The following is a 24,440-nucleotide window of genomic DNA, read 5'->3' on the forward strand; positions in this document are numbered from 1 at the left end:
GCTGAACTGACCTGTCTGCAAGCAATCTTCAACCCAGGAGTTGAACATGATGGACAGCGCCTTCGCCAAGATGGGTTTCTCCACCTACACGCCAAGCTCCATTGCCTGCGTGATCAAGGATGTGCCCATATTCGACACTCCGGCTCCGGTGCGCGCACCGGCCGATACGCCATTCGTGAGCGCCGAGCAGTTCAGTGCGCTGATCAGCCAGCTCTATGAAGCGGCCATGGACCCGGAGGGCTGGAAGCCTTTTCTGGAGACCCTGCGTCTGCAGCTGGGAGGCAACTACGCCTCGCTGATCGTGCGTCCCGGCTCGGCCGACGATGTGGGCCTGATCGTCTCGGCCGCGGGCGATCGCCGCGATCTGATACCGAACTGCCCCAAGATCAGCATGAGCCCGTTTCGCAGCATGCCCACCGACCGTATCGTGACGGTGGGGGATGTGATGCCCGAGTCCGAGTGGCGCGCTTCGAGCTACTACAACGACTGGTGCAAGCAGCTGCAGGTCTTTCACGTGATGGCTGCCGACATCGTCACCAAGGACAGCTGCGTCTACGGACTGCGCGTCACGCGGCCCGAAGGGGCTCCGGCTTTCAACAAGCAGGAGCGTGCCTTCGGCTCCATGATGCTGCCGCATATCAAGCGTGCGCTGAATCTGCATCTCTCGGTGAACCAGGATCGCCAGGTCATCTCGCTCTACAGCAAGGCCACGGCCCAGCTGATGGTGGGCGTGGTCATCCTCGACCAGAACGGCAATGTGCTGGAGTGCAATCCTGCCGCTGCCAGCATCCTGGACATGCAGGACGGCCTGAAGATCTCCGGCGGCATGCTGGAGGCCAACTACGCCAACGACAACCGCAAGCTGCAGCGCCTGATCAAGGACGCCCTCATGCACACCCAGGTCTCGCGTCTGTCGATGACCGAAGGCATGTCGGTCAGCCGCCAGTCGGGTCAGCTCAACTGGGGCGTGGTGGTGCAGAGCATCTCGCCCGACGAGTGGACCGAAGGCAAGCAGCGCCCCAGCGTCGCCGTCTTTGTACGTGACACAGGCGGCAAGGCAGACCCACCCGTGAAGCTGGCCCAGCAACTGTTCCAGCTGACGCCGGCAGAGACCTCGCTGGCCATCCAGCTGGCCAACGGCCTGTCGCTGGAAGAGGCCGCCGAAGCGCTCAATATCCGCCGCAACACGGCGAGAGCCCATCTGCGCTCCATCTTCTCCAAGACGGGCGTGCGCCGGCAGACCGAGCTGGTGCGCATCTTCCTCAACAGCGTGGCCTGGCTGGGCAACAAGTAAGAACGGTCGACATCAACAGAAAGCGGGCTCACGCCCGTTTTCTGTTGTTGCAGCAGTTGCCGCATGGCCTGCAGATGGAAATCGATCGCGCTGGATGGAAAGGCCTGCCTGCAAGCAGCGCACAGGCTTCGGTGACGGCCTTTCCTGTCTTGTCTGTTATCTTCCGGCAAGCAACTATCAGCCGCGCGATGAAGTCAACCCCACCCCCTGCAAGACGCCTGGATGCCTATAGCCTGAGACTGTTTTCCGCAGTCGCAAGAACAGGCTCCATTGCGAGGGCGGCGGAACAGGAACACATCGCCTCATCGGCCCTGAGCCGCCGGATTGCCGATCTTGAACATTCTTTCGGAACCGCCCTGCTGATCCGCTCGCCTCGGGGCGTGACCCTGACCGATGCGGGCCGCATCGTTTTCGAGCGAGGCCTGCAGATCGACGATGAGCTGCAGGGCTTGATCCGGGAGGTACAGGAGCATGGCGAAGAGGTGAGGGGAACGGTTCGCCTCTACGCCAATATGTCGGCAGTCATCGGTTTTCTGCCAGAGAAGCTGTCCACGTTCAGGGCTCGCTTTCCGCATGTGCGGATATCGCTGCATGAGGCGGACACCCGCGAGGTCATCAGAGCCTGTCTCGATGATCGCGCCGATGTGGGCTTGGGTGTGGCCGTCAATGTTCCGACCGGGGTCGACTCCTGGTATTTCGCCTCCGATCCCCTGCACGTCGTCCTTCCAAGAGGGCATTGCCTCGAGGAGTCCGAGGCCATCGATTTCTCGAAGGTGCTGGAGTTTCCTCTCATCGGGGTGCACCAGGGGGGCGCGCTGGACAGGCTGCTACACGAGCGTGCGCAAGCCCTGCAGATGCGGTTCACGCCCGAGGTGTCCCTGAGCAGCTTCGATGCCGTGTGCCGGATGGTGGAGGCGGGCCTGGGCATTGCCGTGATTCCCCAAAGTGCCACGTCGGCCTATGCGGGAACGGCAGGTTTCATATGCCGCCCCTTGGCAGAACCCTGGGCCATGCGCGAACTGCGCCTGTATGCCTTGCGGCGTCAGCCTCAGCTTCGGTCGACCCAGGCTTTGATGGACGTGCTTTCGGGGTAATTCCGGTCGCCGAGTTTTGCGCGATCCCCCGTGCTGTCTTAGCGCTACCCGCTGATCTGCCATCGTTCGATGATGGCGCATGCAAACCCAACTCCATCCAGCAGCCCGCTTTTCGCCACGCATCCTCTACCTCAGCCAATGCCCGGCAACGGTGAAAAAAGCACTTGGCGGTCAGCCGGTTCGGCTGGCCGATGCGCTGCCTCTGCGCGACGATGTGTCCACGGACGAGATCACACCGATCGCGATTCTCACGCACTTCGACGACGAACTGGGGCGCTATCCCTATACGGGGTTCAAGACTCGGGGGGAGCTGCCCGTGGCAGTCGATGCCATGCGGGACAGCCGGATACAGGTCGTCGTGGCGGGAAGGCGCTATGGAAAGGGCTCTTCCCGCGAACATAGCCCGGCCGCCGAGAAGCTCGCGGGCGTACGCCTGGTGATCGCCGAGAGCTTCGAGCGCATCTACAGGCAGAACGCCGACAACATCGGACTCATCACCTCCACGGATTTCAGCCTGATTGCCAGGATTGAAGCCGGCGAAGCCATTGGCTGGCAAGAGCTGGTCGAGGGGCGGGATGCGCTTGCCGCCGCGATTCTCCGGGAGGGCGGTCTGCTGCCATTCGGCCGTGCGCATCTGGGGCGGATCTCCGCTGCGCCTGAGATCGCCAGCAGGCCTCGCACCCTGTTCGAGAAGATCGTGGCCAGGCACGCACTGACCACGGGCGTGACGGTGGCCGATCCTGCGCCCGGCGATGGCGCCTTTGTGCGGGCCGACTGGCGTTTCATCCATGAGTACTACACCGGCATGGCGGCGCACATGCTTCATGCCGCGTTCGGCCGGCCGCTTCATCTGAGCGACCCTGGCTCCATCCTCGTCTTCGAGGATCACACTTCCTACGTGGAGGAAAGCCCGACCCATGTCAGGGAGGGTCTGGTTCCCAAAGTCCATCGCATGGTGCGGGCGCAGCGCGACTTCGCCGGCGAGTACGGCCTGCTCACCCACCGGACGCTGACCGAACTGGAGGCCAGAGCAGACGACGGGCGCAACGTCGCTGGTATTTCACACGCCATGATGGCCGAGCGCTATGCCCTGCCCGGGCAACTGGTCGTGGGAACGGACTCCCACACTCCCCATAGCGGTGCTCTGGGCTGTGTCGCGTTCGGCATAGGCACCACCGATATGGCGAATGCCTTCGTCACGGGGGCAGTGCGCCTGACCGTCCCCGAGAGCCTGCGCATCGTCCTCGATGGCGAGCTCTCGGCGAACGTGACGGCCAAGGATGTGGTGCTGCATCTTCTGGCGCAGCCCTATATCCGCGCGGGAGGGGGCGTGGGAAAAGTCTTTGAGTTCACGGGGGCTGCCATCGCGAGGATGAGCACCGACGAGCGTGCCACCCTCACCAATATGAGCGCCGAGCTGGGCGGTTTCACGGGGATTGTGGCGCCGGACGCCGAGACTGTGAGATTCCTGCTCGAGCGACGCGCAATGCGTTTCGTGATCGAGGACTGGATGCATAGCGATCCAGATGCGAGCTATGCACAGACCATCCGGATCGACTGTTCCGCAGTGCCGGTCATGGTTGCCTCGCCGGGTGATCCCGGCAATGGCCGACCTCTGGCTGCGATCGGGCAGAAAGTGCGGATCGACATTGCTTACGGAGGTTCCTGCACGGCCGGAAAGCGCGAGGACTTCGAGCGCTACCACGAGGTGCTGCAATGGGCTGCCGATCGAGGCTTGCGCGTGGCTGCCGGTGTCGATCTATTCCTGCAGTTCGGCACGACAGCGGTCCGGGATCATTGCCTGGCGGCCGGCTATCTCGAGGCATTCGAGCGGGTGGGAGCGCGGATGCTTCAACCTTCCTGCGGAGCATGCGGCAACTGCGGCCCTGGAGGCTCCATCCGGCCTGATCAGGTCACGGTCAGCGCCATCAATCGCAACTTTCCGGGCCGGGGAGGCCCGGGCAGCGTCTGGCTTGCAAGCCCCTCAACCGTCGCAGCCAGTGCAATCGCCGGAGAGCTGCTGTCTTTTGAAGAGCTCAGGCAACGCCACGCGATCTGATCCCAATCGACAGCCATAAAAAAGGAGACAACGATGACAACCATTCCAGGCAAGCGCAGGCTCGCTTTGCTGCTCACCATGGTCTGCGCCTCTTTCGGCGCAAGCGCACAGCTGGCCGCGCCGGAAAAGCCCATTCGCATGGTGGTTCCGCTGACGGCCGGCTCCACAGTGGATGCCGTGGCACGCGCGCTGGGTCCCGGTCTGGGGCGGACAACCGGCCATCCCGTCGTTGTCGAGAATGTGGCGGGGGCGGGGGGCATTCCGGGTACGGCACAGGTCGTCAGGGCCGCCAAGGACGGCCTGACCCTGGGCATGATCTCTTCCAACCACGTCATCAACCCCGGGATCTACAAGACCATCCCTTATGACAGCATCAAGGACATCACACCGATTGCCGTGCTTGCCACCGTGCCGCTGGTGCTGGTCGTCAACCCCAAGCTGCCGGTCAGGAGCCTGCAGGAATTGCGAGACTATGCCAAGGCCCATCCAGGAGCCCTGAACTATGGGTCAGCAGGCAATGGCAGCACGCTGCACCTGGCCAGCGAGCTGCTGATCTCCGAAACCGGCATCAGCATGAAGCATGTGCCTTACCGTGGCACCGGCCCTCTGATAACGGATCTGATCGGCGGTCAGGTGCAGCTTGCCTTTGTCTCCGTCTCTCAGGTCGTGCCGCAGGTGAAGGCCGGGACGCTACGTGCACTCGCCGTGTCCACGACGATTCGCTCGTCCGCTCTTGCCGAAGTTCCTACGATGGCGGAAGCCGGTGTTCCCGAATACAGCTTCGATGCCTGGATCGCCTTGATTGGGCCCGCAGGGCTTGGCAAGCCACTGGTCAACCAGTATGCGGCCGCCGTGAAAATGGCAATGGGATCTGTGCAAGCGCAGGCCGCCATCGCCGGACAGGGGCTTCTGATGCTCGACAAGGGGCCGAATGAAGCACCTGCATTTTTCCAGTCCGAATTGATCAAGCACCAGAAGCTGGTGAAGCAATCCGGCGCTACCCTGGACTGAGGCAGCATGCGAATCAACACTGCGGATCTGTGCGACAGCCTGGGAGATGCAGCCCAGGTTTGCACAAGCAACTGGCGCTCGTATGGCGGCAACCCCACGGTTTCTGGCCGCATCCAAACGCTGCGAACCCATGAGGATGCGGCCCTGATCCGGCAGACCCTGGCAACGCCTGGCCTTGGACGGGTGCTGGTGGTAGACGCGGGTGCATCGCTTCGCGTCGCCGTGCTGGGCGACAACATGGCGCGCACCGGGCTGGCGAACGGCTGGGCCGGAGTGGTCATCGAGGGAGCGGTGCGCGATGTTCAGACTCTTGGCAGTTTGGACATGGGCATATTTGCGCTTGGTCAGACCCCGCTGCGCGCCGGTCGCACCGGATGGGGAGAACCTGGTGTGATCCTGAACATCGCCGGCATACGCATCCGTCCGGGTGCCACCATCACCGTGGACATGGATGGCGCCGTGGTTACCGAGGACTGAGCAGCGGCATGGTCGGCGAATGACAAGTCGCTGCGCCGAGCGCCGCCGCTGCGCGAGGCCAGCTTGGTGGCGGTCATCGCTTGGCGGCTGGCAGGCATCGAGATGCAAGCGCTGGAGCATTGCATTGATCGGTTGAATGCGGCCATTGTCAGCCAGCGATCTGAACGGCAGCAAACGCAGTTGGCTGACACGGGGGCAACTGGATATGATCTCCCGGCAGGCTGTCCGTCCGCTCCTGAACTGGCATGCTGTGCCTGCCATGCCATCGCTTTCATTCTGGGCATGAGGGCGGTCACGCGGCCACGCATCCAGCTTGCAGCGCCTGGACGAACTGTTGATGTCGCTCGCCAATGCCTGAAGACTCTTTCTCAACGCAGATCTTGAAAGTCTCACATGCCCAAGCAAATCTTCGTCAACCTGCCCGTCGCCGACCTGCCAAAGGCCAAGTCCTTCTATGAAGCAATCGGCGCTGTCAACAACCCGCAGTTCAGCGACGATACCGCCGCCTGCATGGTCGTCTCCGACAGCATCTACGTGATGCTGCTCACCCACCCGAAGTGGGCTACGTTCACTCGAAAGCCAATGGTGGACGCCCACGCAGCCAGCGAAGTCATGCTTTGCCTGAGCGCGGACGACCGCGCGGCTGTCGACGATATGGTTGCTGCCGCTTCTGCTCACGGAGGAAAGCCGGACGTGAACCCCCTGCAAGACCACGGCTTCATGTATGGGCGCAGCTTCGAGGACGTGGACGGCCATATCTGGGAAATCATGTTCATGGACATGAGCCAGATGCCTCAGGGCTAATGCAAGCTCGACCATAGGCAAAACGCCTGCTTATGGACGTTTTCTGGCCTGCATGCTCCGGCAGGGATCGCATATCGGGGCGTCCGCCTCCTGGCATATTCGTGGACTCACGCTATCGGCCAGAAGCGGCCGTCCGGCGCGTAGCCGCGAACGGCAGGTCTAGGCTGATTGCTGACGGTCAGGATTCGGCATTGAACAGCAGCTGACGTCAGAACCTGCCATACGCTCGTCCGTAAAGCATCACCGTTTAGCTATGTCGGAACGTGAAACACGAGCACGGTCAGGAGCAACTCTCGGTTCTTGTCGCCGGTGCTATGAAGGACGTACCGGAAGCCGCTCTCATGCGGCCACGTCGCGACGCGCTTGAAGTTGCCGTGCGCATTGGCAACAGCGTCGATACCGGTGAGAACCGTTGAGGTCTCGGTGCCACGATTGAAAACGAGGATCGCTGTCTTGCTATCGCGCCACGTGGTGTAGCCAAGCAGCTGGTCGATGGCCTCGCCGAAGGCTTTCGGCCCCTTCCAGAACTTGCACTCGGCGATGAAGACGTTGCGGTCGCCCTCGCGCAGGAGGATGTCAGTCTTGCCCGCCATGTTGAAGGTCTCACCCGTCGCCTTGCCCTCGAACTGGCCATTGAGCTGCACAAGGAAGTGTTGGCGCAGAGCTTCCTCGTTCATCGCCTTGAAAGCATCGGGGCTGCGTTCCATGACGAGCGCCATGTCTTGCACTACTTTCAGGATGTGCTCGTACAGCTCCATGGTGAGCGCCGGTTCGGGCTTGAACTGCGCCGTCGTCGCCGGTGGCAAGGTCGGGACCGCCTTGCGCTTCACCGTAGGGAGCGCGTAGGTCTTCGGTGCGTCAGCGCGCCGCCGGATCGGGATGCCGAGTGCCTCCGCGCGCTGTGACTGTGCCAGCAGACGCTCGCGCCGCTGGTGGATCGCTTGCTCCGCAGCCTGTGGAAGGCTCTGGTTGTGCGCGTCGATCATCGGGCGCTGCCATCCCAGATGCTGCTCGATCTCCTCAAGGGTCTGGTCGACCAGCGCGCGGATGTCGCGGGGCTGGTCAGCAGGGGTTTCGTAGAGCAGGACGATCTCGTTCTTCTCAATGACGGCGCGGGGCGGGTTGAGCGAAAAGGTGTTGGCCTTCGCGTAGAACAGCTCACTCTCGCCCTCGAAGGGGATGCGAACCTCAACACGCTCGCCCGCCACCATAACTGGGCGGCTCCGGTCATCAATCCATCGCCTGGGGTCGTGTCGTACATCAACCGCCGCATCCTGATAGTCGGCATACCACTTGTCACGGAGCAGCGTTATCGGCGTGATGCCGTGCCTCTCAACCATGTACCGCTTCAGGTCTTCAGGCGGGGTGTTGAGCAGCCGGTTCTCTTCCAACCCCTCGACCTCCTGCTGCATCTTCCGCATGGTCGACCATATGGACTGGTCTAGATCGTGGGTTACGAACAGAAGTCCCTTACTCTTGTCGATGGTGCCGAACATGTTCCTCTCCCTTTCTCTGATCAGATTGTCTCGATTTTTGTTGTGAGTCCAGCGCAGCGCGCCGTCATCGTTGTAGCGCAGGATCGGTCATACGACAAGCGGCGCCCACTGACCGCAACCGCCGCTGAGCAGACTCTGTCGACCGAGGACTGAATGATCGTTATGGGTCGTTCAGCGACAGTCGCAGATCGGCCAAGACCGGACGGTCGCGGCTGCGGCAGAATTTGCCGCATCCCTGACCACAGCGCTTACTCGATGTTCTTCTCCGCCAAGCCCCAAAGCACCCCGGCCAAGCTGCTTCAACAGCATGAATACCTTGACCTTCTCGAAGGCGGGATGGAGAGGCACCAGGCCTCAGACGCGCAGATAGCTGGGGCTTTGGACCTGGCGCGCGAGGTCTGGAATCTGCTTCAGCTGGGCAATTGGAACGAGCTGCAGCCAGCCCCGTTTGCCTGGCGCAATCAGACGCGAGGCCACGTTCTTGTCCACGTTCCGACAGACTACCAAGACTGCTTCCTGATTGTGGCCCTCCGCCAGGGGACGGCGACTCCGGACGCCTACATCCTCTTCGATGTCGGTGCTGAGTACGTGCCGGCGCGCATTGCTTGTCCTGCTTGCGGGCTCAGCGGCCCGGCCTCGGCAGAGGACATACGCGTAGCGATGCCGCAATTACCTGGGAACGCTGAACCCTTCGCAGTGATGGAGTTGAGGGGCGGAACCTATATGCAGGTGTACGCCGACAAACAAGGCTTCCATCTTGAGCATCAGCTGGTGACCATTGGCGCACACTACCGCTGTGCAGATGTCGTCAGCTCGGAGGTCGCGGCCAACACGTTGGTCTCCTATGCATTCGGGAAGTACGAATGGGCATATGACAGGCGTTGGGAGCGTGTCATCCTGTAAAGACAAGCGCTGCGAGCGCGCAGGAGCGGACAGCCGCGGAACACCTCGGAATGACTGCTGCAGATTATCTGTAGTCGCTCAGCTCAGAGATGCCAATGACGGCCAACATCCTGGACGCACTTTCGAGTGCATTGAGTCGACATCCTGCGTTCATTGGAGCTAGGTTGGCAGCGGCATCCGTGTGCTGTGCTCTGGCAGTTTCCATGTTGCACAGGCTGCGTCAATCTTTGCCGACTCCCTTTGCGACGTCCGCCTTGCCTGTTTGTCCGCATACATACGCAGATCAGCCTCCTTGAGCACGGTCTGTGTCGAGCTGATGGATGGATCGACCATCACAATGCCGAAGCTAGCGCCGGGATAGTCGAGGCTGCATTCAGGAAATTCATATTGCCCGATCAGCAGTGGGGCCAGGCGGCTGCGCATAGCCTCCAGGGTCTTGTCCTGATCTGCGAGGCTTGGCGGGGCAATCAGTCCAATGACGACGAACTCATCACCACCTAATCGTCCCAGCATGTCACTCTTACGCAAACCGGTACTCATGCGTCGACCGACTTCGACAAGGAATTGGTCACCGACCTCATGACCATAGGTGTCATTGATCACTTTGAACCCATCCAGATCGATGAAGGCCACCATAACCCATTGCTGCATTTGCTTCGCCTGAGCGAACAACTGGTCCAGTTGACCCAACACGTTGCGCCGGTTTGGCAGATTGGTTAGTGCATCATGATTCGCCGCGTACCACTCGTCCTGCCGTCGCTCCACCATCAGTCCAATCGCATGACCGCCAAGCAGAATGAAAAGCAGACCCACCGACGCTACCAGCCCAGCTAACCCGATGTGCTGCCTACGCATGAGTGGCAAGTGATCCAAATTCGCCAGTGTGATCAGTTGATATTGGGTATTGGAGAGCGGTTCATGCCGCAGCAGGTAGGGCTTGCCGTCAATGATCCACTGATCTGTGTTGGAGACTGCGCGCGCATTCAGAGGCTCGCCTGGACTTTCGCCATTTTCCGAGGAGGTGCTCCTTCCTTCAGCAACTGCGAAACCTGGCGGTAGAAGCGCTTGCGCGTTGCGGAGCATGAATGGCGCGGACGACGCTGTGGTCACGCGACCCTGGCGATCCAGGATAAGCGCAATGTGGCTCCCTGATAAGTAGGGAACAATATCTGGGGCATCGAACTTGACGGTGACGGAACCTAGAGGCTTATCGTCTTCGCTCTCAATACGGCTAGCCACGAAATAGGATGGCGTCTTGTTCAGGCGCGCGATACCGAACGAATGGCCATTGCCTTCACGCAATGCGTCGACGAGATAAGGCCGACCTGCATAGATCATTCCCACGATGCTGTCGGACTCAGCCCAGTTGCTGGCTGTGACCGTGTCGTCCGACATATTGTTCATGTAGATGCGGGCATAGCGCAGATCGCTGGACAGCTCATTCATGAAGTCACCCACTTTGCGCACCAACGGGTCTTGCGTGAATTGCGCTGCGCGCTGTTGGCGTGTGAGCTGAACCAGGCCTGGTGGATCCGTGCGATAGCGGGTGGCGAGCTGGATCACCAGTCCCTGACGTGCCACCATGTTGGCCACACTCACCATTTCAGTGAAAAGCCGATCCATGATGCGTGCGGTTGTCTTGGCTTCGTACTCAGCGCTGTCCGCCAGACGGTCCAACTCCGACGCCACAATTCTCTGTGACATCCACCACCCGAGACTGGCCACCAAGGCCAGCCAGGCGAGCGCGCCCCCCAGAGTCACCATGCGCACGGTGGATCGCATGGACCGTCTGTGCTGAGCTTGCTGCGGTAATGCCTTGCTCACGTACACCCTCCAGGCCGTTGTGAGCAAATGGTAACAAGTACGCTCAAAGCGAAAAGTCAGGAAAAGTCATCAGGCCAGCTGAGCACACCCGCTTGATGACAGCTACCTGTTTTTTATGCCGCTCCAGGACATGCAAGGATCGAGGCGGCGATCCCTGGTCGACCTCCGCCTATGCCCGCTTTCGACTGTGGATTCAATAGATTGCGACACATTGGGGTGCCGAAACGGGCTTGGCGAGGCTCAATTTTTCTTGAGTCCTACCAAGCCGCCGGTTCACAGCTCGATCGGATCTGTGGCTTATTTGGTGGTGTAGCCACCATTGATCAAAATCGTTTGGCCCGTAATCCACCAGCCGTCGCTGACGAGATGGCGAATGAACGGAACCACATCCTCAATATCGGTGAGCCCGGTCTTGCTGAAACCGGACAACGCTGCGGCCGTCTTGTGATAGGCCACTGCATCTGCGCCTTCCGCAGGGTAGAAAAAAGGCGTGTCCATGGGACCGGGACCCACCGCTGTGACGGAGATGCCACGGGCCCCCAGCTCCTTGGCGGCAGCGCGGGTGTAATGTTCGACAGGCGCCTTGGTGCCGGCGTAGGAGGCGTAGAACGGTGTGAAGGCACCGAGCAAGGAGGTCACCAGCGTCACAACCTTGCCGTGGTCGTTGACATGGATGCCAGCCTCTTTGAGGAAGAAGAAGGCAGCTTTGCTGTTGACATCCGACATCTCGTCGAACTCGGCCTCGGAAATCTCCTGCATCGGTTTTTTCAGCACCTTGCCAACGGTGTTGATGGCGATATCTGGGCGGCCAAAGGCGGCAATGGTGTCCTCAAACAGCTTCTGTACCGCTGCTGCCTTGGTCAGATCGGCACGCACGGCAATGGCTTGGGCGCCCAGGGCCTTGACGGCAGTGACCGTGGCCAGGGCTTCTGCTTCACTGGCTGCGCTGTTGTAATGAATGGCGATGGCTTTGGCACCTTGTTGCGCCAAATCGCGCGCAATGAGGCCGCCCAGGTTCTTGCCCCCTCCAGCGATGAGAGCGACTTTGTCTTTGATGGCATGGCGATAGGTCATCGATTTTCTCCAAAGAACATGTGATGTGGAGGTTGAAGAATATCGATGCTCAAACTTCAATTGTTAATTTCAATTGTCAAGGTTTGATAAGTGGGACGTCATATAACGCTGCACCGCAGACATCTGCTGGCAAATCACGAACGGCCGCAAGGGGGCGTTTTCCACCCTTCCATTCGCTGTAAGTGTTCAGTCACTAGAACTGGCGAGCTAGTCTTCGTCGCGATGGCGCGAGTTAGGCCGCCTCTACGGCGGGTCGCACCAACTTTGGCAGCTTACGTGCCAAGAGCTTGCCGTAAAGCCTCGGCGAGGGTCGCCGCTGTTCCGCTTATGAAGGCTGCCAGCCGGTTAGTACCGGCACCCCGGTGCTGGCGCCCTGGCGCCGGCTTGCCTTTTCTGGGGCTATCCCATCTCTCCGAAACCGCTCTCGAGGTTCGCTTGCTTGCGGCATTGGCCGCAGGCATACCGGCGGTCGCTTGCAGGCGCGCCACCGGCAGGTGCTTCCAGGGCCTGGCTCTGTTGCGGCAAACACAGGCAGAATGGGGAGCGCGGAGGCCAGTGCACGGTGTTGTCTCGCAAGAGCGCACCCGCATGCCTGCATCGAAGAAATGTGACCGGCTCGCTCAAATACAGCAACGACATGAAACTATTTCGCAAGCCTGCTTTTGATCACAGCAACGTCGTTTCCCGTGCTCCCTATGCAATGCTTCTGGTAGGGGGGATCATTGCGCTTTCGATGACGGCCATCTGCACCTTTGTTCTCTATCAGAGTCGGCTGGATGCCATGTCGCATGCGATAGAGACATCGCGCAATGTGGCGCTTCTTGCCGAAAACGACGTGGTGCGGAACTTCGAACTCTATGCGCTGTCGCTGCAGGCCGTGGTCGATGGGCTGAACGACTCCGAAGTCATGGCCGCGTCCCCGCATGTGCGCAACGCAGCCTTGTTCGACAAGGCCGCGACGGCCTCCTATCTGGGCTCCATCCTGGTGCTCGATGCGCAGGGGCGAGTGGTCCTGAATGCGGGCTCGGAAAATCCGCTGAGCGGGCATTACCTGGAGCATGATTTCTTCAAGGTGCATCAGGAAAGCCCCAACGTCGGACTCTATGTGGGAGACCCTTATTCATCGACGCTGCATGGCGGCTCGCTGAGCATTCCGCTGAGCCGCCGTATCTCCCATGCGGACGGCTCGTTCGCGGGCATTGTGCTGATCGATGTCCAGCTCGAGTATTTTCAGAAGCTGTTCTCCGCGCTTTCGCTGGGCAAGCATGGATCGCTGGCCCTGATCAGAAAGGATGGCGCCATGATGATGCGCCAGCCTTTCGATGCCAAGGTCATCGGGCGCAATATCCGCAATGCCAGCACCTTCAAGCAGTTCATGCTGGCGCCCGAAGGCAGCTTCTCGGACACCTCCTACCTGGATGGCGCGCAGCGCGCGTACTACTTCAAGAATCTTCCGAGCTTGCCATTCATCATCATGGTGGCGAAGGCGCATTCCGATATCTACGCAGTCTGGCGCCAGCGCGCCTTGCTGATTGCCTCCGTCATGGGAACGCTCACCATGGCTTTCATCGGCCTGTCCTTCGCGTTCGGAGTGCAGCTCAAGCGCCGCATGCGCGCAGAGTCCGAACTGGCGCTGCTGGCGCGTACCGATGGACTGACCGGCCTGAACAACCGCCGCAAGCTCGACGAGATCATCGAGCACGAGTGGCACAGGGCCAAAAGAAGTCACAGCGCCTTCTCGCTGCTGTTCGTGGATATCGACTGGTTCAAGGCCTACAACGACACCTACGGACATCAGGCAGGGGATATGGTTCTGGCGACTGTGGCCAGATGCATTGCCAACAATATCCGGCGTCCCGAGGACAGTGCGGCCCGCTATGGGGGTGAGGAATTCATCGTGGTGCTGCCGGACACGACCCTGGATGGAGGCGCGCTGATTGCCGAGAACATCCGGGAGGCAGTCTCCGAGCTTGCGATTGCGCACACCGGAAGCGAGTTCGGCTGCATCACGGTCAGCATCGGTTGTGCGGCCTGGGTGCCGGGCAAGGATCTGGATGTGCAGGAGGTGCTGCGTTCGGCCGACAAGGCGCTGTACGGCGCCAAGATGACCGGGCGCAACAAGGTCGTTCTATCCAGCTCGTCTGCGGCATAGCGCCGCAGCCGCTCTGGTGACTTGGAGCTTGGCCTGCATGGCAGCGTCCATCCCGGCAAAGCAAGTTGCTTGAATAGTGATAGCTGCTATCGCTTGATATACATGTATTTCAGTATGAAAAATATCTGAAATCTAGTTATATAAAGCGATGGAAGCTATATTTTATGTAGCTTCCACTCAGTGAATCGCTAGGTCGCCTCGCCGATTGCCCGATGGCTGCTCAGGCACAGGCCTTGCTCTCGCGCAGCGCCGCTATATCGGCCTGGGTATAGCCCAGGGACGCGAGCACGGCATCGGTGTCCTGACCGATCCTGCTGCCCGGCGTGGGTCGACGCGCCGGGGTGCGCGAAAAGCGTGGCGCGGGTGCCGGCTGGCGCTGGCTGCTGCCTTCCACTTCCAGATCGACAAACAGCTGGCGCTGGGCGTTGTGCGGATGTGCGGGTGCTTCGGCCAGACTCAGTACCGGGGCAAAGCAGACATCGCTGCCTTCGAGTTCCGCGCACCACTGTGCCTGGGTCTTGCCGCGCACAATCGCGGCCACGCGGGACTTGAGTTCGGGCCAGTCCGCGCTCTGGTACTGACGCCTGGGGTCCACATCGGTCAGCCCCAGCTTCTGCAGCTGCAAGGCATAGAACTGCGGTTCGATCGCGCCGAGGGTGATGTATCTGCCATCGGCGCACTCGAAGGCCTCGTAGAAGGGAGAGGTGTTGAGAAAGTGGTTCTGCGCGGGGTCATCCTTCCAGTAGCCCATGGCGCCGCGCATCTGGTGCATCAGGCCGCTCATGGCCGCCACGCCGTCGATCATGGCGGCGTCCACCACCTGACCCCTGCCGGATTGGCGCGCCTCGTGCATGGCGCACATGAGCCCGAACAGCAGAAACATGGCGCCGCCCGCCATATCGCCCACGATGGTCGGCGGCAGCACGGGGGCCTGGCCGGGGCGCATGGAGGTGGACATCACGCCCGTCAGCGCCACATAGTTGATGTCATGGCCTGCGGCCTGGGACAGGGGGCCGGTCTGGCCCCAGCCGGTGACGCGGCCAAAGACCAGGCGGGGAGCGCGGCGTGCGACTTCCTCGGGGCTGAAGCCCAGGCGCTCCATCACGCCGGGCCTGAAGCCTTCGATGAGCGCGTCGGCAGACTCGATCAGCTTCCAGGCCGCGGCGCGTCCGGCCTCGGACTTGAGGTCCAGCGCGATGGACTTCTTGCCACGGTTCTGTGCCATGCGAGGGTAGCGGGATGCCGCCGCATGGTCGGCGCTGCGCTCGATGAGAATGAGCTCGGCCCCCATGTCGGCCAGCATCATGCCGGCAAAAGGGGCAGGACCTATGCCTGCAAATTCGAGGACGCGCATCCCGGACAAGGGGCCGGTGTTCTGGCCCTGGGACGGTTTTTCTGTGCTCAAGTCGGTCTCCTGTGGTGTCTCTGACTTTTCTATCTTGTGGATCCCGCCGGTTTTGACCCCGTCCATTTGGAGTATGTCCGGGGTGCAGGCCGGGCCAACACTGGGCATTCCATATAAAAAAGGAGTGCAAGACATGTTCAGGCTGGATGGGAAAGTGGCGCTGGTCAGTGGTGCCGGGCGCGGCATGGGGTTCGGCATCGCGCAGGCGCTGGCCGCGCAGGGCGCGCATGTGGTGGTGAACGACTTTCATCAGGAGCGTGCCCAGAGTGCGGCAAGTCAGCTGCGCGAAGAGGGATGGAAGGCCTCGGCCCAGGCGGCGGACCTGACGGACCGCGCCGCCATCTTTGCCATGGTCGAGCGCATCCAGGCCGAGGTCGGTGCCGTCGATATCTTTGTGCACAACGCCGGCATTCCGGCCCAGGGCTGGGGCTACACGCCGTTTCTTCAGTCGCCCGAGTCCGAATGGAACGCCTGGCTGCAGCTCAATCTGCACGGGCTGATGCATGCCTGTCAGGCACTGCTGCCCGCCATGCAGCAAAAGGGCTGGGGCCGAATCGTGGCCATCAACTCCGACGCGGCGCGCACGGCCACGGGCATGGGGCTGTGCGCCTACGGGGCTGCCAAGGCGGCGGCTATCGGTTTCATCCGCAATCTCTCGGGCGAGGTCGGCCCGCATGGCGTGACGGCCAACGCTTTGTCGCTGGGCACCATGAACAACTGGGAAGGCTCGGGGAAGATCGCCAGAAAAGGCACTTCCGTGGGCCGGGCCGGCTCGCCGCAGGATGTGGGGGCAGCCGTGAGCTATCTGGCATCGACCGAAGCAGAATGGGTCAACGGCCAGGTGCTGCCGGTCAACGGCGGTGGTCTCGTGGCCTGAGCCCGACAGCCTTGCCCGCAGCTTTCCGGTGGTACAAGCCGGAATTTTTTTGTCACTCATGAGACCGCGCGCTGTGGCAGCGAAGGCGACAAAGCCTCCGGTGCGGGCATTTTGGCGGCGCAAACCGGCTTTCGCGCCTGGAGAGGCAAGCCATGTGCCATCAGGGGCAGTTGCGGGCGGTTTTTCTCATAGTCTGCCCCTAGTCTGAATCAGGTAGGTTGGGGAAAAAGCCGTATGGCAATCTGAAAAAGAACTCGATAACAACCTGGTGATGTGAGGAAAGCAGATGGAGGCATTGATCTTCGACCATGTCCGGACCCCCCGAGGCAAGGGCAAGCCGGATGGAGCACTGCATGAGGTGACGCCGGTCTGGCTGGCGGCGCAGCCGCTGCAGGCTTTGCGTGAGCGCAACCAGCTCGATACCTCGGCGGTGGACGATGTGGTCATGGGCTGTGTGGTGCCCGTGGGCGAGCAGGGCGGCAATGTGGGCCGCATGGCGGTACTGCAGGCCGACTATGCGCAGAGCGTGGCCGGCGTGCAGCTCAACCGCTACTGCGGCTCGGGCCTCGAAGCCGTGAGCTTTGCGGCGGCCAAGGTCATGGCCGGTCAGGCCGATATGACCATCGGTGCCGGCGTGGAGATGATGTCCCGCGTGCCCATGGGCTCGGACGGTGGTGCCTGGGCGCAGGACCCGCAGCTGGCCAGCAAGACCTATTTCGTGATGCAGGGCATTTCGGCCGATCTGCTGGCATCGTTGCGCGGCCACAGCCGCCAGGATCTGGATGCGTACTCGGCCGAAAGTCATCGTCGTGCGGCACAGGCCTGGGCCGAAGGGCGCTTTGACAAGTCGGTCGTGCCCGTCAAGGATTTTCTGGGCCTGACTCTGCTGGAAAAAGACGAGACGATTCGTCCCGAAACCTCGGTCGAGTCGCTGGCCGCACTCAAGCCCGCGTTTACCGAAATGGGCCAGAAATACGGCTACGACAGCGTGGCGCTGCAGCGCTATCCGCAAGTCGAGCAGATTCATCACCATCACCACGCAGGCAATAGCTCGGGCATTGTCGATGGGGCAGCGGCAGTGCTGATCGGCACGGCAGAAGCGGGTGCCAGGCAAGGCCTCAAGCCCCGTGCGCGCATCCGTGCCTTTGCCAGCATAGGCTCCGAGCCGACCCTGATGCTCGACGGCCCGGCCCATGCCGCACGCAAGGCCTTGGCCAGGGCGCGCATGCAGGCTTCGGACATCGATCTGTGGGAGCTCAACGAAGCCTTTGCCACGGTGGTGCTGACCATGATGGAGGAGCTGGACATTCCCCATGAGCGCATGAACGTCAACGGCGGAGCGATTGCCATGGGCCACCCGCTGGGAGCGACGGGCGCCATGATTCTGGGCACGGTGCTGGACGAGCTGGAGCGCACCGGCAAGCGCACGGCACTGATCAGCCTGTGCGTGGCGGCGGGCATGGGCTCGGCCATGATCATCGAACGCGTGTGAGTGAGGAAGCAGAAATCATGACAACGGAAATCATTCGCTACGCCGTAGATGGGGACGGCATTGCCACGCTGACGCTGGATTACCCCGGCAAGACCATGAATGTGATCGATCAGGCCTTCATGGACAGCCTGGAGGCCTGTATTGCACGCATGCAAGGCGACGACCGGGTGCTCGGCGGCATCATCACCTCGGGCAAGGACAGCTTTGTCGCCGGGGCCGACCTGATGGGCATGGAGGCCAATATCGACGCCATGGCGGACATGCCCATAGAGGATCTTTTCGCCTCCTGCGCATCGCTGTCCAGGCTGCTGCGCAAACTGGAGACCCTGGGCAAGCCGCTGGTGGCGGCCATCAACGGCATGGCACTGGGCGGCGGCTATGAAATCTGCCTGGCCTGTCACCACCGCATTGCAGCCGATGCGCCTACGGTCATGGTCGGCCTGCCCGAGGCGCAAGTGGGCTTGCTGCCCGGTGCCGGCGGCACCCAGCGCCTGCCGCGCATGATCGGCATTCTGGCTGCCATGCCTTTTCTGATGGAAGGCAAGCAGCTGCAGGCCGTGAAGGCCAGGGAGGCCGGACTGGTGGACGAGGTGGTGGCTCCCGAGCAGTTGCTCGGCGCTGCCAAGGCCTGGCTGCTGGCCAGTCCCACGGCGGTGCAGCCCTGGGATGTGAAAGGCTTTCGCATTCCCGGTGGCGGCCCGCTGGATGCGCGCGTGGCCCCTGCTTTCGTGGTGGGCAACACCCTGCTGCAGGCCAAGACCTTTCACAATATGCCGGCGCCGCTGTGCATTCAGAGCTGCATCTACGAAGGCTGCCAGCTGCCCATGGACAAGGGCCTGCGCATCGAGAGCAAGTACATGGCCACGCTGTCGCGCAGCCCCGTGGCGCGCGGCATGATTCGCACGCTTTTTGTCAACAAGAGCAAGGCCGAGAAAGGCATGCACCGTCCAGTGGGCCTGGAGCCCTTCCAATGCCACAAGCTGGGCCTGATAGGCGCAGGCATGATGGGCGCGGGCATTGCGCTGGTGGCCGCCCTGCGCGGCATTCAGGTGGTGCTGATAGACCGGGATCAGGCGGCAGCGGACAAGGGCAAGCAGTACGCCGAGAAGGTGCTGGCCAGGCTGGTGGACAAGGGTCGCCAGAGCCGCGAGAAGGCCGACGCCATCCTCGCGCGCATCATGCCCGGCACCGATTACGAGCTGCTGCGCGACGCCGATATGGTGGTCGAAGCCGTGTTCGAAGACCGCGCCATCAAGGCCGAAGTCACGAAGAAGCTGGACGCCGTGCTGCCGCCAACCTGTGTGCTGGCCAGCAATACCTCGGCCCTGCCCATCAGCCTGCTGGCGCAGGCAAGCGAGCGGCCCGATCGCTTTATCGGCCTGCATTTCTTCTCGCCGGCCGACAAGATGCCGCTGGTGGAGGTGATTCGCGGCCGGCAGACCTCGGATGCCACGCTGGCGCAGGCACTTGACTTTGTGGCCCAGCTCAAGAAGACGCCCATTGTCGTCAACGACAAGCGCGGCTTTTTCACCAGCCGCTTCATCGGCGCGTTTGTGGATGACGCCATCGGCATGGTGGCCGAAGGCATTGCCCCGGCATTGATTGAGAACTGTGCCAGGCATGCGGGCATGCCCGTGGGGCCGCTGGCGATTACCGACGAGCTGTCGATTGATCTGTCCAAGCATGCGGGCGAAGCCCAGGCCAAGGAGTTCCCCGGGGAATACAGGCCGGGCCGTTCCGTGCCCGTGATTGGCAAGCTGTTCGAGCTGGGCCGCCTGGGCCGCAAGGTGGGCAAGGGCTTCTATGACTACGACGACAGCGGCAAGCGCATCTGGCCGGGCCTGGCCGAGCATTACCCGCTGAAAGCCCTGCAGCCCAGCGCCCACGATCTCAAACAGCGCATTCTCTATGTGCAGGCCGTCGAAGGAGCCCGTGCCATGGAGGAGGGCGTGCTGCTGGCGCCGGCCGATGGCGACATCGGCTCGATTCTCGGCGTGGGATTTCCGGCTTACACGGGCGGTCCCTTCTGCTTTATCGACGGCATAGGTCTGCCGCAGTTCGTGGCCGAGGCCGACCGTCTGGCCGATCTGTTTGGCGAGCAGCTGCGCCCGCCTCAGCTGCTGCGCGATATGGCGGCCAGGGGGCAGACCTTCTACGGCAAAACTGCCAGGGCCTGAGCAGAGCCCAAGGGTGGGCGGGCGCGCTCACCCGGTATTGCCTCGGCACAGTCACTCATCCAATAACAATCAATGGAGACAGGCCATGGATGAAGTCTTTGATTACATCGTCATCGGCGCAGGCTCCGCCGGTGGCACTCTGGCGGCAAGGCTGAGCGAGAACCGCGAGCACAAGGTGCTGCTGCTGGAAGGCGGCGCCAGTCACAAGGATCTGCTGGTGTCCATGCCTTCGGGCTGGGGCCAGATGATCAACAGCCCCAAGTATTCCTGGGGTCATGAGACAGAGCCCGAGCAGCACGCAGCCAATCGCCGCATCAGCCTGCCGCGCGGCAAGCGCCTGGGCGGATCTTCGTCCATCAACGGCATGATCTATGTGCGCGGCGACCGGGCGGATTACGACAGCTGGGCTGCCCAGGGGGCGGCGGGCTGGAGCTATGAGCAGCTGCTGCCCTACTTTGTGCGCACCGAGGACCAGCAGCGCAGCGAGGCAGAGTTCACCCAGCCCTGGCATGGGCGGGGCGGGCCGCTGACCGCCAACAATCTGAACAACCCGCACCCGGTATCGCTGGCCATGGTGCGGGCTGCGATTCAGGCGGGCCTGCCCGCCTGCCGGGATTTCAACAACGGCCATCCGCAAGGCGCGGGGCTGTTTCAGGTCAATCTCAAGAATGGCCGGCGCTCGTCTGTGGCCAGCAATGCCATCGAGCCCGCCATGCAGCGGCGCAATTTGGATGTACGCATGCAGCTGCTGGTCACCCGCATCGGTCTGGACGGGCTGCGCGCCAGCACCGTGCACTGGAAGGACAGGGCGGGCGCAAGCCACGCTGCCCGTGCCAGCAAGGAAGTGCTGCTGTGCGCCGGTGCCCTGCAGTCGCCCCAGCTGCTGATGTTTTCGGGCATCGGCCCGGCCGCGCACCTGCAGGAGATGGGGATCGAGGTCAAGGTGGATCTGCCCGGAGTGGGCGCCAATCTGCAGGACCATGCGATTGTCCCCATGTCCTGGCGCATGAAGGCCGACACGCCCAGCCTCAACCGCTCGCTGCGCGGCCTGGGTATTGGCGCTTCGCTGCTCCGGTACCTGCTGACCAGGGAGGGCGCCATGGCCATGCCGGCTTCGGAGTTTGCCGCCTGGTTCAGCAGCGATGCGAGCCTGCCCTACAACGACATCCAGATTCACGGCCTGCCCGTGACCGGCGATATCGAAGGCTATATGCAAAGCGGCAAGAACTACCGCACCGAGGCCTTCCCCGGCATGACGATGGCACCCTACCAGGTGCGACCTTACTCGCGCGGCCAGCTCCGGCTCAAGAGCCGCCATCCCGAGGAGCTGGCCAGCATCCGCATGAACTTTCTGCACGACGAGCGTGATCGAAAGGCGCTGCTCCACGGCGTGCGCATGGCGAGCACGATTGCCCGTCAGCCTGCACTGGCCGGGCTGATCGAAACGCAGACCCGACCGACGCCTGATCTGCAAAGCGATGACGAGCTGCTGGACTGGATCTCCATGTACCTGGGCTCTGGCCATCACGCCAGTGGCAGCTGCCGCATGGGCGATGCGGCCGACCCGCTGAGCGTGGTCACACCCGATCTCAGGGTCAAGGGCGTGCAGGGTCTGCGCGTGATCGATGCCTCGGTCATGCCGCATCTGGTGTCGGGCAACACGAATGCGGCCTCGGTGGTGATCGGCGACAAGGGTGCCGACCTGGTGCTGGGCCTGACACCTCCTGCCAACAGGATGTCGCATATGTCCGGCGCAGCGGCCGCTGCGCTGTCTGATGGCGCAAGAGCCGCCGCCGTGGCCTGAGTTTTGGAAGAATGGGTGGAGACGGAAGATGAACTTCGATTTCAGTGACGACCAGAATGCCTTGCGCAACGAGATTCGCAAATTCCTGACCAGGGAATCGCCGCTGACGCAGGCGCGTGCCTTGCTTGAGGGCGAGGGCGAGCATGCCCAGAGCGTTTGGAGCGGCATGGCCCAGCTGGGGGTGACCAGCCTGATGCTGCCCGAGGACTGCGGCGGCATAGGCCTGGGAGCCATGGAGATGTGCGTGGTGGCCGAAGAAGTGGGCCGCCAGCTCAGCCCCGTGCCCATGGCTTCGACCATGTATCTGGCGGTGCAGGCCGTCTTGCTATCCACACAGGAGCACTCTGCGCAGCGACAGCAATGGCTTCTGCCGGTTTCGGGTGGAAGCATTGGCTGTCTGGCAGCGCCTGCCGACGGGCAGGACCCTCCATCCGGTCTGCCCCTGTTTGACGGCAAGACCTTGAAGGGCGACTGCCCGCTGGTGGCCGACGGCATGGCCGCGCAATGGGGCGTGGCGCTGGCACGCAACACGATGGGGGTGCAGGTGCTGGTGGCCTTCAGGTTTGACGGATCGGTGCGGCGCGAAAAGCTCAAGACGCTGGACCCCTCCAAGCCCTATGCCCGCCTGAGTTTTGACCAAACGGAGGCAGAGCAACTGGACGGCAGCCGCAGCGCTGCCGAGGTCATGCGGCGAGTGCGCAATCGCGCGGCCGTGATGCTGGCCTTTGAGCAGCTGGGTGCGGCCGATGCCGCGCTGGAGATGGCCAGCAGCTATGCCCGGGAGCGCAAGGCCTTTGGCCGGCCCATTGGCTCCTATCAGGGCATCAAGCACAAGCTGGCCCATCTCTACACCAGCAACCAGCTGGCCCGTGCGCATTGCTACTACGGCGCCTGGGCCCTGACGGCGGACATGGCTGCGGCCGATGGCGCGCCCGAGCTGGCGGGCGCAGCTGCAGCGGCACGCGTGAGCAGCACCCAGGCGCTGTCGGACGCTGCACAGGAAAACCTGCACACCCACGGCGGCATGGGCTATACGTGGGAGCTCGACTGCCATCTGTTCTATCGCCGCGCGCGTCAGCAGGCCGTGGAGCTGGGCAGTATCCATGCCTGGCGCGAGCAGGTTGCGGCCGAGTTGCAGCAGCGGCTGCTCGCTGCCGAACCCGAAGCGCCTGCAAAGAGCGCGAAGCAGGCCGACAGCCAGTCCATGGACTTCGAGGACACGCCCGAAGAGGCGGCATTCCGCGCCGAATGCCGGGCCTGGCTGCAGGCCAATGCCGAGCCCAAGGCCAGCGCCGACGACTATTTCGGCCGCGACATGACGGCCGCGCAGCGCCTGGAGGCGGCCCGGGTCTGGCAAGGCCGCAAGGCGGCAGCGGGCTTTGGCGCCATCACCTGGCCCAAGGTGCTCGGCGGTCGTGGCGGCACTCCCATGCAGGAGCTGATCTGGCGCCAGGAGGAGGGCAAGGTCAAAGTGCCCACGGGCATGTTCAATGTGAGCCTGGGCATGGTGCTGCCATCGGTGATGGCACATGCCAGTCCCGAAGTGCTGGGCCAGCATGTGGCCCCGGCGCTGAGCGGCACGAACCTCTGGTGCCAGCTGCTGAGCGAGCCAGGCGCGGGCTCCGACCTGGGCATGGTGCGCACACGTGCCGAACGCGCGACCGATGGCCGCGAGGGCTGGATCATCAACGGCCAGAAGGTCTGGACTTCGCTCGCGCAGTTTGCCCAGTGGGGCCTGGTGCTGACCCGTACCGATCCGCAGGCCAGCAAGTTCGAAGGGCTGAGCACCTTCTTTCTGGACATGCATTCGCCCGGCATTACCGTGCGCCCGATTCGTCAGGCCGGCGGGGAGTCCGAGTTCAACGAGGTCTTCTTCGAGGATGTGTTCGTGCCCGACCGCCAGCTGGTGGGGAAGCTGGGCGGTGGCTGGAAGGTCACGCTGACGGGATTGATGGCCGAGCGCCTGGCCATTGGCGGCGTGATGCCCGCCGAGCTGTGGCGCACCACGGCAGGTCTGCTGGCCGATCTTCGCTTCGAAGGCCGGCCCGCGCTGGAGGACGGCCGCCTGCGCGAGCGCTGGGCCGATCTCTATCTGAAAGAGCAGGCGCTATGGCTGCTGCAATGCCGCGCACTGACGGCGCTGAGCAAGGGGCGCCAGCACGGCCCGGAAATGAGCGGCGCCAAGAACGTGGCCGCTGCCGCGCTGCAGTCCTTTAGCTACTTCGCTATCGACTTGCTGGGCCAGCGCGGCGTGCTGGCGGCCAGCGAACTGGCGGCCAGCGGATTGGGTGAGCGCTTTGCGATGGTGGAGCGTCTGTGGTTTGGCTCTGCCGGCATGCGCATTGCGGGCGGTACCGACGAGGTGGTACTCAACAGCATTGGCGAGCGCGTGCTGGGGCTGGCCGCCGAGCCGCGCAGCGACAGGGATGTTCCCTTCTGCGAGCTGCTGGCCCGGTGATCCGGTGCGGCGCAGCACCATGCGCTGTGCCCTGGTGCC

Annotated in this window: 17 protein-coding genes; 13 read left to right on the top strand and 4 right to left on the bottom strand. The window is 62.6% G+C overall.

What is annotated here, in order from left to right; translation table 11 throughout:
• Positions 1 to 46: 46 nt before the first annotated feature.
• The 6 genes from ACLBXN_RS20805 to ACLBXN_RS20830 all read left to right on the top strand — a co-directional run bounded on the left by ACLBXN_RS20805 (position 47) and on the right by ACLBXN_RS20830 (position 6,739).
• On the top strand, positions 47 to 1,294 hold the full coding sequence (locus ACLBXN_RS20805; protein WP_167009811.1) for a LuxR C-terminal-related transcriptional regulator: 1,248 nt from the start codon (positions 47 to 49) through the stop codon (positions 1,292 to 1,294).
• Positions 1,295 to 1,482: 188 nt separating this feature from the next.
• The gene (locus ACLBXN_RS20810) at positions 1,483 to 2,388 is read left to right on the top strand and encodes a LysR substrate-binding domain-containing protein (RefSeq protein WP_447613503.1); all 906 of its coding nucleotides are present in this window, start codon (positions 1,483 to 1,485) and stop codon (positions 2,386 to 2,388) included.
• Positions 2,389 to 2,467: 79 nt separating this feature from the next.
• Entirely contained in the window at positions 2,468 to 4,447 is a 1,980-nt protein-coding gene (locus ACLBXN_RS20815) for an aconitase family protein (protein ID WP_447613416.1), read from the top strand.
• A gap of 33 nt (positions 4,448 to 4,480) precedes the next feature.
• On the top strand, positions 4,481 to 5,458 hold the full coding sequence (locus tag ACLBXN_RS20820) for a Bug family tripartite tricarboxylate transporter substrate binding protein (protein ID WP_447613417.1): 978 nt from the start codon (positions 4,481 to 4,483) through the stop codon (positions 5,456 to 5,458).
• A gap of 6 nt (positions 5,459 to 5,464) precedes the next feature.
• A complete protein-coding gene (gene rraA, locus ACLBXN_RS20825) occupies positions 5,465 to 5,935 on the top strand; it encodes a ribonuclease E activity regulator RraA (protein ID WP_447613418.1) in 471 nt (156 codons plus the stop codon).
• Between the two features lie 393 nt (positions 5,936 to 6,328).
• Entirely contained in the window at positions 6,329 to 6,739 is a 411-nt protein-coding gene (locus ACLBXN_RS20830; RefSeq protein WP_407715480.1) for a VOC family protein, read from the top strand.
• 251 nt (positions 6,740 to 6,990) lie between these two features.
• On the opposite strand, the gene ACLBXN_RS20835 is transcribed toward ACLBXN_RS20830, so the two are convergent.
• Complete coding sequence (locus tag ACLBXN_RS20835) at positions 6,991 to 8,235, bottom strand: hypothetical protein (protein ID WP_447613419.1); 1,245 nt, start codon at positions 8,233 to 8,235, stop codon at positions 6,991 to 6,993.
• Between the two features lie 255 nt (positions 8,236 to 8,490).
• Here ACLBXN_RS20835 and ACLBXN_RS20840 point away from each other — a divergent pair, with 255 nt between their 5' ends.
• Positions 8,491 to 9,138, top strand: coding sequence for a hypothetical protein (locus ACLBXN_RS20840; protein WP_447613420.1), 648 nt, complete (start codon positions 8,491 to 8,493; stop codon positions 9,136 to 9,138).
• A 159-nt stretch (positions 9,139 to 9,297) separates the two neighbouring features.
• On the opposite strand, the gene ACLBXN_RS20845 is transcribed toward ACLBXN_RS20840, so the two are convergent.
• Together ACLBXN_RS20845 and ACLBXN_RS20850 are read right to left on the bottom strand one after the other, a co-directional pair.
• Complete coding sequence (locus ACLBXN_RS20845) at positions 9,298 to 10,920, bottom strand: sensor domain-containing diguanylate cyclase (protein WP_447613421.1); 1,623 nt, start codon at positions 10,918 to 10,920, stop codon at positions 9,298 to 9,300.
• 339 nt (positions 10,921 to 11,259) lie between these two features.
• Entirely contained in the window at positions 11,260 to 12,036 is a 777-nt protein-coding gene (locus ACLBXN_RS20850; protein ID WP_447613504.1) for an SDR family oxidoreductase, read from the bottom strand.
• Positions 12,037 to 12,736: 700 nt separating this feature from the next.
• Between ACLBXN_RS20850 and ACLBXN_RS20855 the strand changes: the two genes are divergently transcribed.
• Complete coding sequence (locus ACLBXN_RS20855) at positions 12,737 to 14,188, top strand: sensor domain-containing diguanylate cyclase (protein ID WP_447613505.1); 1,452 nt, start codon at positions 12,737 to 12,739, stop codon at positions 14,186 to 14,188.
• Between the two features lie 220 nt (positions 14,189 to 14,408).
• Here the strand turns inward: ACLBXN_RS20855 and ACLBXN_RS20860 are convergent, their stop codons facing one another.
• Positions 14,409 to 15,542 carry a CaiB/BaiF CoA transferase family protein gene (locus ACLBXN_RS20860; RefSeq protein WP_447613506.1) on the bottom strand — a complete coding sequence of 378 codons (1,134 nt, stop codon included), beginning with the start codon at positions 15,540 to 15,542 and terminating at the stop codon, positions 14,409 to 14,411.
• 184 nt (positions 15,543 to 15,726) lie between these two features.
• On the opposite strand from ACLBXN_RS20860, the gene ACLBXN_RS20865 reads away from it, so the two are divergent.
• The 5 genes from ACLBXN_RS20865 (at position 15,727) to ACLBXN_RS20885 (ending at position 24,401) form a co-directional block, all read left to right on the top strand.
• Positions 15,727 to 16,470: an SDR family NAD(P)-dependent oxidoreductase gene (locus ACLBXN_RS20865; RefSeq protein ID WP_447613422.1), complete on the top strand. Its 744-nt coding sequence runs from the start codon at positions 15,727 to 15,729 to the stop codon at positions 16,468 to 16,470.
• 286 nt (positions 16,471 to 16,756) lie between these two features.
• Positions 16,757 to 17,962 (top strand): acetyl-CoA C-acetyltransferase, encoded by a 1,206-nt coding sequence (locus tag ACLBXN_RS20870; RefSeq protein WP_447613423.1) that lies wholly within the window; start codon positions 16,757 to 16,759, stop codon positions 17,960 to 17,962.
• Between the two features lie 17 nt (positions 17,963 to 17,979).
• Entirely contained in the window at positions 17,980 to 20,139 is a 2,160-nt protein-coding gene (locus ACLBXN_RS20875) for a 3-hydroxyacyl-CoA dehydrogenase NAD-binding domain-containing protein (RefSeq protein ID WP_447613424.1), read from the top strand.
• 85 nt (positions 20,140 to 20,224) lie between these two features.
• Positions 20,225 to 21,943, top strand: coding sequence for a GMC family oxidoreductase (locus ACLBXN_RS20880; protein ID WP_447613425.1), 1,719 nt, complete (start codon positions 20,225 to 20,227; stop codon positions 21,941 to 21,943).
• Between the two features lie 28 nt (positions 21,944 to 21,971).
• Positions 21,972 to 24,401: an acyl-CoA dehydrogenase gene (locus tag ACLBXN_RS20885; RefSeq protein WP_447613426.1), complete on the top strand. Its 2,430-nt coding sequence runs from the start codon at positions 21,972 to 21,974 to the stop codon at positions 24,399 to 24,401.
• Positions 24,402 to 24,440 lie beyond the last annotated feature (39 nt).

It is taken from the genome of Comamonas sp. C24C (assembly GCF_053345995.1).